This is a genomic window from Paraburkholderia sp. 22099 (genome assembly GCF_052045835.1).
GTDB lineage: Bacteria > Pseudomonadota > Gammaproteobacteria > Burkholderiales > Burkholderiaceae > Paraburkholderia > Paraburkholderia terricola.
This window is the reverse complement of the sequence record NZ_JBQEPU010000027.1, coordinates 86,851-99,063: the sequence shown is the minus strand read 5'-3', so window position 1 is coordinate 99,063 and position 12,213 is coordinate 86,851. Positions and strand designations below refer to the sequence as shown.

The 12,213-nt window shown below is 62.3% G+C and carries 14 protein-coding genes; 10 read left to right on the top strand and 4 right to left on the bottom strand.

Going from position 1 to position 12,213, the window contains the following annotated elements:
* Positions 1-239 (top strand): hypothetical protein (locus ACTJLC_RS23665; RefSeq protein ID WP_440845329.1); only part of this gene is annotated, 239 nt, incomplete at its 5' end.
* Positions 240-290: 51 nt separating this feature from the next.
* On the opposite strand, the gene ACTJLC_RS23660 is transcribed toward ACTJLC_RS23665, so the two are convergent.
* Both ACTJLC_RS23660 and ACTJLC_RS23655 read right to left on the bottom strand, forming a co-directional pair.
* Positions 291-1,559, bottom strand: a complete 1,269-nt coding sequence (locus ACTJLC_RS23660; RefSeq protein ID WP_310131449.1) for an SGNH/GDSL hydrolase family protein — start codon at positions 1,557-1,559, stop codon at positions 291-293.
* Between the two features lie 83 nt (positions 1,560-1,642).
* Positions 1,643-3,268 (bottom strand): NAD(P)/FAD-dependent oxidoreductase, encoded by a 1,626-nt coding sequence (locus ACTJLC_RS23655; RefSeq protein WP_440845326.1) that lies wholly within the window; start codon positions 3,266-3,268, stop codon positions 1,643-1,645.
* A 212-nt stretch (positions 3,269-3,480) separates the two neighbouring features.
* Between ACTJLC_RS23655 and paaA the strand changes: the two genes are divergently transcribed.
* From paaA to ACTJLC_RS23615, 8 genes are all read left to right on the top strand, one after another.
* Positions 3,481-4,479 (top strand): 1,2-phenylacetyl-CoA epoxidase subunit PaaA, encoded by a 999-nt coding sequence (gene paaA / locus ACTJLC_RS23650; protein WP_073432201.1) that lies wholly within the window; start codon positions 3,481-3,483, stop codon positions 4,477-4,479.
* Between the two features lie 40 nt (positions 4,480-4,519).
* Positions 4,520-4,804 (top strand): 1,2-phenylacetyl-CoA epoxidase subunit PaaB, encoded by a 285-nt coding sequence (paaB, locus tag ACTJLC_RS23645; RefSeq protein WP_073432200.1) that lies wholly within the window; start codon positions 4,520-4,522, stop codon positions 4,802-4,804.
* 8 nt (positions 4,805-4,812) lie between these two features.
* Positions 4,813-5,616, top strand: coding sequence for a 1,2-phenylacetyl-CoA epoxidase subunit PaaC (paaC, locus tag ACTJLC_RS23640; protein WP_310126802.1), 804 nt, complete (start codon positions 4,813-4,815; stop codon positions 5,614-5,616).
* 7 nt (positions 5,617-5,623) lie between these two features.
* Complete coding sequence (gene paaD, locus ACTJLC_RS23635; RefSeq protein ID WP_440845323.1) at positions 5,624-6,166, top strand: 1,2-phenylacetyl-CoA epoxidase subunit PaaD; 543 nt, start codon at positions 5,624-5,626, stop codon at positions 6,164-6,166.
* A gap of 1 nt (position 6,167) precedes the next feature.
* On the top strand, positions 6,168-7,256 hold the full coding sequence (gene paaE / locus ACTJLC_RS23630; protein WP_073432197.1) for a 1,2-phenylacetyl-CoA epoxidase subunit PaaE: 1,089 nt from the start codon (positions 6,168-6,170) through the stop codon (positions 7,254-7,256).
* Between the two features lie 146 nt (positions 7,257-7,402).
* Positions 7,403-8,215 (top strand): DUF1835 domain-containing protein, encoded by an 813-nt coding sequence (locus ACTJLC_RS23625; protein WP_440845321.1) that lies wholly within the window; start codon positions 7,403-7,405, stop codon positions 8,213-8,215.
* Between the two features lie 17 nt (positions 8,216-8,232).
* Positions 8,233-8,841, top strand: a complete 609-nt coding sequence (locus tag ACTJLC_RS23620) for a TetR/AcrR family transcriptional regulator (RefSeq protein WP_114163238.1) — start codon at positions 8,233-8,235, stop codon at positions 8,839-8,841.
* Positions 8,842-9,085: 244 nt separating this feature from the next.
* Positions 9,086-9,754: a GNAT family N-acetyltransferase gene (locus ACTJLC_RS23615; RefSeq protein ID WP_073432194.1), complete on the top strand. Its 669-nt coding sequence runs from the start codon at positions 9,086-9,088 to the stop codon at positions 9,752-9,754.
* Positions 9,755-9,844: 90 nt separating this feature from the next.
* Here the strand turns inward: ACTJLC_RS23615 and ACTJLC_RS23610 are convergent, their stop codons facing one another.
* The gene (locus tag ACTJLC_RS23610; protein ID WP_310131434.1) at positions 9,845-10,345 is read right to left on the bottom strand and encodes an Lrp/AsnC family transcriptional regulator; all 501 of its coding nucleotides are present in this window, start codon (positions 10,343-10,345) and stop codon (positions 9,845-9,847) included.
* Between the two features lie 159 nt (positions 10,346-10,504).
* Between ACTJLC_RS23610 and hppD the strand changes: the two genes are divergently transcribed.
* Positions 10,505-11,602, top strand: a complete 1,098-nt coding sequence (gene hppD / locus ACTJLC_RS23605) for a 4-hydroxyphenylpyruvate dioxygenase (RefSeq protein WP_440845318.1) — start codon at positions 10,505-10,507, stop codon at positions 11,600-11,602.
* 166 nt (positions 11,603-11,768) lie between these two features.
* Here hppD and ACTJLC_RS23600 read toward each other — a convergent pair whose 3' ends face one another.
* Entirely contained in the window at positions 11,769-11,945 is a 177-nt protein-coding gene (locus tag ACTJLC_RS23600) for a hypothetical protein (RefSeq protein ID WP_440845316.1), read from the bottom strand.
* Positions 11,946-12,213 lie beyond the last annotated feature (268 nt).

Genomic DNA, 12,213 nt, shown 5'->3' with positions numbered 1-12,213 from the left:
ATCGGCTGTTAGTTTTTAAAGATCACTTACGCATTCACCACCGTCACGACGCCCACTTCAACCACCCGGCACCGCTTCGTTCTGCGTCGCTGCATCTGCAGCAGAGAAACGAGATTATGAGACATCTCTTTCGTTTCGTCAAGAACATTTTTTCGCTTTCGCTTAAAACTTCTTTCTTGGCGCTACGCGCCGCTGGTTTCTACCGCGGCCCTCGTTTGCAACGAGGAGGCGAATCATAGGCCAACCTCAGCCATGTGACAAGGGTTTGACCAAATTCTTTTTTTGGCGGCTCACTTTAGGGACGAATTCACTACTGCAACGATAGGAACCGCATCCGCCATTGCGGCATAACCCGCATCGCTAGGATGAATATGATCGCCGCTGTCAAAAGCGCGCTGCAAGCGCTCCGGCTGCGCCGGATCGCGTAGCGCCGCGTCGAAATCCACCACCCCGTCGAAACCGCGGCTGCTCCGAATCCATTGATTGACCGCAAGCCTGATGCTCTCTCGCTGCGCCGGCAACGACGCAGGCGTCAGCGTCGAGCCGAACACCTTTACGCCACGCTGCCGCGCGGCGGCTACCACTCGTTGATATCCGGCGATCAGACCCGCAGCCGTGACCGGCGTATGCGGGAAATCGCAGTCGAGACCATTGCGGGCCGGCATCGCCGCGAAATTGATGTCGTTGATGCCAATCAGCAGAATCGCCGCCTTGACGCCAGGACGCTCGAGCACGTCGCGATCAAAACGCCGGACAAGCGCCTCGCCATAGCACGGCGAATCGCTTAGCAAGCGATTGCCGCTGATGCCGAGATTGACAACCGCAATCGAGCGCTCGCCGCTGCCGGCGAACCGGCGCGCTAGCGCGTCCGGCCAACGCTTGTTCTGATTGAGACTGGAGCGCATGCCGTCGGTGATGGAGTCGCCGATCGCGGCCACGGCCATCGACGCAGGGGCGTCCACGGACAAGCCGGTCACCCACACATATTGCGTAAACCGGCTGCGAAACGAATCGGCCGAAGTATCGGCCGTGTGATTGCCCGGTGCCGAAACATAGTTCACCTGGCTCGATACACGGTGCCACGCCACGATTCGTTGCTCCGCCCCCACGAACGCGCTGATCGCATAAGGCGCACCTTTGGCGACTTCGATTGCGACGGGATCGCTATCCAGCTCCGCGCCGGGCGGAATACTCACCGCTGTCTTCCCGCCGAACGTGACGCGCGTTTCGCTGCCGCCCAGAGCCGCGGCACCGCCGGCCGAGCGCGCGATGCGCAGTTCGTCGATGACCAACGCCGTCTTGCCGTACTCATTACTCAGATGGATCCGCGCCGATTTGCCGGACAGCGTCGGATAGACGATCTGGCGCACCGTGCGCCCCGCCACTTCTGGCGCGCGGTACAGCGAAGGCAAATCCGCACGTTGAGGAATCGGCTGCAGCGCCGTCGCCCACGCGGCCACCCAATGCGCGGAGGCGTCGGCGGCAAAACCGCTCGGGGAAACGGCAAATTGTGTCAGCAACGCCGCAGCGCATGCGGCAGCCAGAGTGCGAATGGTCATTCGGTGGTCGGTTCGAGGCGAAAACGTGCATTGTGCCCGATCGCAATGGCGGTCACGGGCGGCTGCGTACGCCCGTCGCCGACTCAGGCGGCCGCCCGCGCTCCGGTCATCTTCAATGCCAGCGCTTCCGCCACTTCGATTCCGTCGATCGCCGCCGAATAGATTCCGCCTGCATACCCGGCGCCCTCGCCAGCCGGATACAGACCGTCCACATTCATGCTCTGATAATCGTCCCGGCGACGCACGCGAATCGGTGACGACGTTCTCGTCTCAACGCCCGTCAGCACCGCGTCATGCATGGCAAAGCCGGCTATCTTCTTGTCCATCTGCGGCAAGGCTTCGCGAATCGCCTCGATCACGTAATCAGGCAGCGCGGTGCTGAGATCGGTCGGATGCACGCCGGGTTTGTACGACGGCACCACCGAGCCGAGCGAGGTGGACGGCCGTCCGGCGATAAAATCGCCGACGAGTTGGCCCGGCGCCATATAGTTGCCGCCGCCCAGCTCGAACGCCCGCTCCTCCCACTTGCGCTGGAACGCGATGCCGGCGAGCGGGCCGCCCGGATAATCGTCCGGCGTGATGCCGACGACAATCCCCGCATTGGCATTGCGCTCGGCCCGCGAATACTGGCTCATGCCGTTCGTCACGACGCGCCCAGGCTCCGAGGTCGCCGCCACCACGGTGCCGCCGGGGCACATGCAGAAGCTATACACCGCGCGCCCGTTGCTGCAGTGATGCACCACCTTATAGTCGGCGGCGCCCAATTGCTTGTGCCCGGCGAACTTGCCGAACCGGCTGCGATCGATCAAACCCTGAGGGTGCTCGATCCGGAAACCGAGCGAAAAGGGCTTCGCTTCCATATAGACGCCGCGCTCATGCAGCATCTCGAACGTATCGCGCGCACTATGACCGACCGCCAGCACGACATGATCGCAACGCAGCGTTTCACCGGTCGAAAGCTTCAGGCCGCGAACTTTGCCGTGGTCGATTTCGATGTCGTCGACGCGCGTTTCAAAGCGCACTTCACCACCCAACTCGTGGATGGTCGCGCGCATCTTTTCGACCATGCTGACGAGACGGAAGGTGCCGATATGGGGCCGGCTCAGATACAGGATGTCTTCCGGAGCCCCCGCGCGGACGAATTCGTCGAGCACCTTGCGACCGTAGTGCTTCGGATCCTTGATCTGGCTGTATAGCTTGCCGTCCGAGAACGTACCCGCGCCGCCTTCGCCGAACTGCACGTTCGATTCGGGATTCAGCACCGACTTGCGCCACAGGCCGAATGTGTCCTTGGTGCGCTCGCGCACGGCCTTGCCGCGCTCGAGGATGATCGGACGGAAGCCCATCTGCGCGAGGATCAGTCCGGCGAACAGGCCGCACGGCCCCATGCCGATCACAACCGGGCGCAATGTGGTGAATTGCGCCGGGGCCTTGGCGACGAACCGGTAAGTCATGTCAGGCGTCACGCCGCAATGCGGCACTGCGCCGAGCCGCCTGAGCGCGGCAGCCTCATCCGTTACCTCGACATCGATGATGTACGTGAGTTTGATGTCGGCGCGCTTGCGGGCATCGTGAGCGCGGCGAAAAACGGTGTATCGGATGAGCCCGTTCGCCGCCACGCCGAGTTCCGCGAGGCGCGCGCGGACCGCGGCTTCGAGGGCACTGTCGGGATGATCGAGCGGGAGTTTGATTTCGCTAAGACGTAACATGAGTACCGGGGATGCAGGAAGGCCGCAAATCGCGGCCAATTCGCAATTTTATAGGTTAAGCGTCGACGCGGGGCGTCAGCGAGCGTGACTGCGGCCACCAAGGGCCCGCCAGCACCTATCGACGGCAAGGATCCGTCGCAAAAAAGTTATTAACCGACCGGTCGGTTGTCTTATACTGTGCAAACACAGAAACTTCCGCAGAGAGCGTCCCCATGTACACGCAATCCCTGGATATTCCCGGCAACGTCGCTCCGCTCGACTCGGGCGCGAATTCGCCTGAACAGGCGCGATTCGACGCAGTCATGACCGACGACGGCAAAATTGAGCCGCAGGACTGGATGCCGGACGCTTACCGCAAAACGCTGGTCCGGCAAATCTCGCAGCACGCGCATTCGGAGGTCGTCGGCATGCTGCCGGAGGGCAACTGGATCACGCGCGCGCCCAGCCTCAAGCGCAAGGCGATCCTGCTCGCCAAGGTGCAGGACGAAGCCGGCCACGGCCTCTATCTATATAGCGCGGCCGAAACGCTCGGCGTGTCGCGCGATGAGCTGATCGCGGCGCTGCATTCCGGCAAAGCCAAATATTCCAGCATCTTCAATTACCCGACGCCCACATGGGCCGACGTCGGCGTGATCGGCTGGCTGGTCGATGGCGCGGCGATCATGAACCAGATTCCACTGTGCCGCTGCACGTACGGCCCGTATGCGCGGGCGATGATCCGCATCTGCAAGGAAGAGTCGTTCCACCAGCGCCAGGGTTTCGACGCGCTGATGTCGATGATGTCCGGCACCGAAGCGCAACGCGAACTGGTCCAGCAGGCCGTGAACCGCTGGTGGTGGCCGGTGCTGATGATGTTCGGCCCGAGCGACAAGGATTCGATCCACAGCAATCAGTCGTCGAAATGGGGCATCAAGCGCATCTCGAACGACGATCTGCGCCAGAAATTCGTCGACGCCACCGTCGACCAGGCCAAGGTGCTCGGCGTCACGCTGCCGGACCCGGACCTGAAATGGAACGAGGCGCGCGGCCACTACGACTACGGCGACATCGACTGGGAAGAGTTCTGGCGGGTCGTAAACGGTGACGGCCCGTGCAACCGCGAGCGTCTCGCCACCCGCGTCAAAGCCCACGACGACGGCGCCTGGGTGCGTGAAGCCGCCCTCGCCCACGCGGAAAAGCAGCGCCAGCGCGCGCAACAGCACGCCGCCTGACAAACGCGGCAAGAGCCAGGCAAGGAATCAGGAGATCAGCATGAACAAGGAATGGCCGATTTGGGAAGTCTTCGTGCGCAGCAAGCAGGGACTCGACCATAAACACTGCGGCAGTCTGCACGCCGCCGACGCCCCAATGGCGCTGCGCATGGCGCGCGACGTCTACACGCGCCGCCAGGAAGGCGTGAGCATCTGGGTGGTGCCGTCATCGGCGATCACGGCCTCCGCGCCGCAAGACAAGGCGGAACTGTTCGAACCGGCTGGCGACAAGATTTACCGCCATCCGACGTTCTACACGCTCCCCGACGAAGTCAATCACATGTAAGCGCGGCCATGCACACTACGCCTGAACATCTGCAATACGTGCTGCGCCTCGCGGATACCGCGCTGATCCTCGGTCAGCGCAATACCGAATGGTGCGGCCACGGCCCGGTCCTCGAAGAGGACATCGCGCTCTCGAACATGAGCCTCGATCTAATCGGCCAGGCGCGGCTGCTGTATACGCATGCCGCCTCGCTCGAACAGCAGCTCACCGGCAAAACCCGCACCGAAGACGACTACGCCTACTTCCGCGCCGAACGCGAGTTCGCCAATTACACGCTGGCCGAGTTGCCGCACTACGGCCCGCTGACCGGCACCGCGCAAACCGACAAGGACTACGCGGTCACGATCGTGCGCAATTTCCTCTACTCCGCGCTAATGGCGCACTTGTGGACGGCGCTCACCTGCTCCGCCGACGCGCAACTGGCTGCGATCGCGTCGAAGTCGATCAAGGAAACCAGCTATCACCTGCACCATGCAAGCGAATGGCTGATCCGTTTCGGCGACGGCACCGACGAATCGCACCGCCGCGCGCAAGCGGCGCTCGACTACCTGCTGCCGTACACGCGCGAGTTTTTCAGCACGGACGCCGTGGAAGAGACGATCGCCGCCGCCGGCATCGGGCCGCTGACTTCGGACCTCGAACCTGCGTGGCTCGAGGACGTCCGCGCCACGCTCGACGAAGCCACGCTGAAACTGCCCGAAGCGGTCAAGCACATTACGACCGGCAAGCACGGCGAGCATTCGGAGCACATGGGTTTCGTGCTGGCCGAAATGCAGAGCCTCGCACGCCAGCACCCCGGCGCCACCTGGTAATCCGACGATGACGACCTCGACTGCCACACACGCGCCCGATGCCGCGCTCGCACGCGCGTGGGACGTGCTCGAAACGGTGCCCGATCCGGAGATTCCGGTCGTGTCGATCCGCGAACTCGGCATTCTGCGCGATGTGCGCCGCGCCGCCGACGGCGCGCTCGAAGTCGTGATCACGCCAACCTATTCCGGCTGCCCGGCCATGTCGCAGATCGCGGAGGACGTCGCCCATGCGCTTGACGTGGCGAACCTCAAGCCGTACCGGATCGCCACCGTGCTCGCGCCCGCCTGGACCACCGACTGGATGACCGCCGAGGCGCGCGAAAAGCTCCGCGCCTACGGCATCGCGCCGCCCACGGGCAATTGCGGTTCGGCCGCGCCGCCGCGGGAAAACGTGCTGCGCTTCGTGCCGCGAGCGCTGCCCGCGCCGCCGTGCCCACGTTGCGGCTCCGCGCACACCGAGCGTCTCGCGCAATTCGGCTCGACGGCCTGCAAGGCCTTGTATCGCTGCCTCGACTGCCGCGAACCCTTCGACTACTTCAAACCGTACTGATATGGCCACCCCGCAATTTCATCCGCTGCGTATCCGCGAAGTGCGGCCCGAAACCGCCGACGCGGTCTCCGTCGCCTTCGAAGTCCCCGCCGAACTGCGCGATCAGTACCGCTTCACGCAAGGCCAGTTCGTCACGTTGAAGACGCACATCGACGGTGAGGAAACGCGCCGCTCGTATTCGATCTGCGTCGGCGTGACGGACTACGATCGCGACGGCGAACTGCGCATCGGCATCAAGCGCGTGCGCGGCGGGCGCTTCTCGAACTTCGCCTTCGATACGCTGCAGCCCGGTCACACGATCGACGTGATGACGCCCGACGGCCGCTTCTTCACTCATCTGAACGCCGACCAGGGTCAGCAGTACATCGCCTTCTCAGGCGGCTCGGGCATCACACCCGTGCTCGCGATCATCAAGACCACGCTCGAAGTGGAACCGCGCAGCACCTTCACGCTGGTGTACGGCAACCGCAGCGTCGACCAGATCATGTTCGCGGAAGAACTCGAGGATCTGAAGAACCGCTTCATGAACCGCTTCGTGCTCTACCACGTGCTGTCCGACGACTTGCAGGACGTCGAACTCTTCAACGGCGTGCTCGATCAACAAAAGTGCGCGGCCTTCATCGAGAACCTGCTACCCGCCGATGCCATCGACGAAGCGTTCATTTGCGGCCCCGCCCCGATGATGGATGCCGCCGAGGCCGCCTTGAAAGCCGCGGGCGTGCCGCCGGAAAAGGTGCATGTGGAGCGCTTCGGTTCGCCGCTGCCGCAAGCGGGCGTGCCGCCGGTCGACATCACCGAGGACATGCCGGCCGCCGACCTCGAAATCGTCCTCGACGGAAAAAGGCGCAAGCTGCGCCTGCCGTACGAAGGCGTGAGCGTGCTCGACGTCGGCCTGCGAGCCGGCCTCGCGCTGCCATATGCGTGCAAAGGCGGCGTCTGCTGCACCTGTCGCGCGAAGGTGCTGGAAGGCGAAGTGAAGATGGAAAAGAACTACACGCTGGAGGAGCATGAAATCCGCGACGGTTTCGTGCTGACGTGCCAATGCCATCCGGTCAGCGATCGGGTCGTGGTGAGCTACGACGAACGTTGAACCGCGCGCCGCGGCCGGTCCGTGCGACGCCCGCCGCGCTTTCAGCAGGTCCGCGATCCGCTTACACTAGGGGCCGCTCGCGATCGGACGTCCGTTCCGTTCGGCGAGCGGCCCCTTTTTGTTATCCCCGAGCGAAGCCACTGCCGATGAGCACGATCCATCTCACCAACGGCGATGTTGCCGCGGAATCACTACGCGCCGCGCTTAAGGAGTCGGGCCGCGACGATCGCGTGCAAGCGCTGCGCGATGACCTGGCGGTCGGCCCCTTGCGCGGCATCGACGAGGCGCCCGAGGTGCGAGCCAACTTCTGGGATCGGGTCAGCGCCGACACGAAGCGGGATTTCCTGCGCGACTTCCGCGAGCAGGCGGCGACACTGGAAAAGATCGCTAGCGGCGATACAAATCTGGTGGCCTGGCATGGTGAAAGCGCATCGGATCAGTTAATGCTCCGCCGGGTCTGCTATCACCTGCGCAACAGCCCGCAGCGCCTGAACGAAGTACGTCTGTCGATTCGCGACCTTACCGACCCCAGCGCCTGGGCGCACAGTCGCAAGGACCGCGCGACCTCCGTCGGCATGTTCGCGCCGACCGTGCTGCAAGCGCGCCTGTCCGACGCCGCGCCGATTTCGGTGCTGCGTATCAGCCGGCTCGCGCTCGAATGGCAGGAAGTCAAACACGCGAACGGCGAGACGCGGCGCTGGCGCGACAACTCATTTACAAGCGGCAACTTCGCCGACCTGGACGCGCAAATCCTCGACCACGTCACCGAGGACTGGCAACCCGCCGCGCGCGTTGCCGCTGAGTTGATGACCGCCGACCTCGGCTTGCTGGTCAGCGACAGCATCGCGCTATGGCGCTTGCACGAACTGGCCGCGACCCGGCGCATCAAGCTGCGCGGCGACGCGCGCGCGTGGCGCACGCTGGAGTTGTGCGCAGCGCTCTCCCACTGTCCACACTAATAGAAGAACAGACGACCATGGCCCGCACCCGAGCCCCCGACCACGAAACCCAGCGCGAGCAAATTCTCGAGTTAGCTGCGGCGAAATTCGCCCAGACCAGCTATCCGAGCACCTCGATGGCCGATCTCGCCGCCGCCAGCGGCACCTCGAAAGCGCGCCTGTACCACTACTACGCGAGCAAGGAAGCCATCCTGTTCGATCTGCTGGACCGTTACACCAAGCGGCTGATGCTGATCATCGCCGAGGTGGAGGGCGCAAGCCAACGCCGCGGACTCACGGAGCGGGAAACCTTCGCCGAGCTGATTCGCGCATTTCTATCCGAGTACGAGACGTCGCACAGTCGGCACGTCGCATTGCTGAACGACGTGAAGTATCTGGAGGATACGCAGCGCGAGATCATCCTGAACCGCCAGCGCGACGTGGTCGCGGCCTTTTCGCGGCAACTGGCGCGCGCTTATCCAGAACGCGCCAGGCGCGAAAATCAAACCGCCCTCACGATGATGGTGTTCGGCATGATCAACTGGACGTTCACCTGGCTGAAGCCGGATGGCCGCATGGGCTATCGGGAGTTCGCCGAGCAGGTGGTCGGCATGGTCGATCATGGGCTGGGCTCAGCGCCGGATTGATTGCGCAGAGCAACAATAGTCAGGAGATACACGCCGACCTTCAGTTGCCTTGCCGCGACACCGAGGCGCGAACGCCCGTTCATTTTATTTATTGTTTAAAATCAATTGTTTGCGAGGACAATGCGGTCTTTTTAGGTATCTTACTCGGAATTGGATACGGGTTTTCCCTAGTATGCGGTTAGCATTTCCGCTAAAATCGTTTTTGCGGTGCACCACGCCGCTCGATTAAAAGGAGAACCCGACCATGAATCCGATTACACCCCGCGCAGCCGAGCCGATCATCGCGCACGATCGGCTGTCGCAGCCAGCCGGTCGTGCACCCGCTCTGGTCCGTGAACTCACCGCTGCCGACCGCGAACGGCTGCTTACCCACTTCCTCGCGCTCGACGAAGATGATCGCCTGCTGCGCTTCGGCCAGATCGTGCCGGACCATGTCATCGAAAATTACGTTCGCGCCATCGATTTCAAGCGCGACACGGTTTTCGGCGTATTCAACAGTCAGTTGCAACTGACCGGCGTCGGTCACCTGGCTTATCTGCCGGTGGAAGGCGACAAACGCACCGCCGAATTCGGCGTATCAGTGCTGGAAAGCGCTCGCGGGCAGGGCATCGGCTCCAAGCTTTTCGAGCGCGCCGCCATTCGCAGCCGCAATACGCACGTCAGCATGCTCTACATGCATTGCCTGTCGCGCAACTCGACCATGATGCACATCGCGAAGAAAGCCGGCATGAAGATCGAGTACGCATACGGCGAAGCCGACGCCTATCTCACGCTGCCGCCGGCCGACCAATCCAGCATCATCGCCGAGATGTTGCAGGAGCAAGCTGCGGTGTTCGACTACGCGCTCAAACGCCAGGCACGTCGCACGACGCAGTTGTTCGAATCGTTTTTGCCGACGGCAGAGGCGGCCTGACAGCCACGCGCTTCGGTGACGCAAGAAAAGGGCGGCCTCAAAGCTGCCCTTTTTTGTTTCACCGCTGACAGTCGCCTCGCGCGGCACGGCTTACACAATCGGCAACGCCGTCGTTTCCTTGAACGTTTCGAGCGAGAAACTCGTCTTGACGTCGATCACCGACGGATGGTGCAGGAGCTGCTCCTGCACGAAACGCGAAAAGTGCGCCATATCCGCTACCTGGACGCGAAGCAGATAGTCCATATCGCCGGTCATCGCGTAACACGCGACCACCTCCGGCCAGGTCTGAACCGCCGCGCGAAACAAATCCGCGTGCGTTACGTCGCCGCCTCGGGGACTGAGCGCCGGCCCACTGCGCTTTTCCAGCCGCACGTTCACGTAAGCGAGCAAGTCGAGACCTAATAGCCGAGGGTCGAGCAGCGCCACGTAGCCGCGAATCACGCCGCTCTCTTCCAGTCGACGGATACGCCGCAGGCACGGGCTGGGCGAAAGATTGACGCGCTCCGCGATCTCCTGATTCGACAGCCGGCCATTCTCCTGAAGGACGGCGAGAATGCGCCGGTCGATCGCGTCCATCTCTATTTTGGTCATTCTCTGCCCTCAAAAAGCGAAGCTGCGCAAGAAGATAGCGCAAGCGTATTCACGCGCGATTAAGTTCGCAAGTTTTCGTTGCGACCGGACCTTTACACTTGGCTCACTCGGTCGCGCTCAATCGCACACCCTGCACCGGCGCAAATCAGGAGACAGACAATGCAAGTTTCAACTTGGGACAACCCGCTCGGCACCGACGGTTTCGAATTCATCGAATACACCGCGCCGGATCCGAAAGCGCTCGGCAAGCTGTTCGAACAAATGGGCTTCACCGCGGTAGCGCGACATCGTCATAAAGACGTCACCCTGTACCGTCAGGGCGGAATCAACTTCATCGTCAACGGCGAGCCGGATTCGTTCGCGCAGCGGTTCGCACGCCTGCATGGCCCGTCGATCTGCGCGATCGCCTTCCGCGTGCAAGATGCGGCGAAGGCCTACAAACAGGCGCTGGATAAAGGCGCCTGGGGCTTCGACAACAAGACCGGCCCGATGGAACTGAACATCCCGGCGATCAAGGGCATCGGCGACTCGCTGATCTATTTCGTCGACCGTTGGCGCAGCAAGAACGGCGCCGAGCCGAACAGCATCGGCAACATCGATATTTACGACGTCGACTTCGAGCCGATTCCCGGTGCGAATCCCAATCCCGCCGGGCACGGCCTGACCTATATCGACCACCTGACGCACAACGTGCATCGCGGCCGCATGCAGGAGTGGGCGGAGTTCTACGAGCGTCTGTTCAACTTCCGCGAAGTGCGTTACTTCGACATCGAAGGCAAGGTGACGGGCGTGAAATCGAAAGCGATGACTTCGCCCTGCGGCAAGATCCGGATTCCGATCAATGAAGAAGGTTCGGAGACGGCCGGCCAGATTCAGGAATATCTCGACGCCTATCACGGCGAAGGCATCCAGCATATCGCGCTCGGCAGCAACGACATCTACCGCACGGTGGACGGTTTGCGCGCGGCGAACATCTCGCTGCTCGATACCATCGACACCTACTACGAACTGGTCGATCGGCGGGTGCCGAATCATGGCGAGCCGCTCGACGAACTGCGCAAGCGCAAGATTCTGATCGACGGCGCGCCGGACGATCTGCTGCTGCAGATCTTCACCGAAAACCAGATCGGGCCGATCTTCTTCGAGATCATTCAACGCAAGGGCAATCAGGGCTTCGGCGAGGGCAATTTCAAGGCGTTGTTCGAATCGATCGAACTCGACCAGATCCGTCGTGGGGTGGTGCAGGACAAAGCATGACCGCAAACGTCCCGCGCGGAATTTGAGGTTCGCGAGTCAATAAGAAAGGGCGAGGATCTTGCGATCCCCGCCCTTTGTCATGTGTCATTTGCGCCGTTGCCCGCACGGGTGCAGCGGCCGGTTTTCAATCGACACGCCGCATCGGCGGCGCATCACGAATTCTGTCCTACTCGCCGGCTTTGGCGACGCGGTCTACCGCAATGCGCGCGGGCGCGACTTGCGCTACACGAGCCACCGCGGCTGATAGCGTCCCTGCGCTGCCGGTATTCGAGCGCATCGGGGCGCTCATGGCGAAGAATGCGGCCGAAACCATCAGGAATGTCTGGATGTTTCTAGTGTTCATGCGTACTCCTTGTCTGACTGCCCTGTTGTCGTGAACCTCCACCGAATGCGGAGCGTTTCGCCGACATTGCTCACAGGTGCGGGATTAGACAGGGATTTCATCGTCGGTTCCGAGAATTTGTCGCATTTACAGCTTGTTACAGCACCGGCGCCGAGGCTCCGCAACAGCTCAGCCAGGCTGCCATCGATCGTTATCGACCCCACTGCATTCGCGATTGCCGACATGCTGCGGCGGGTTTTCACCAGTGCTACCATCACTTAAAACACGT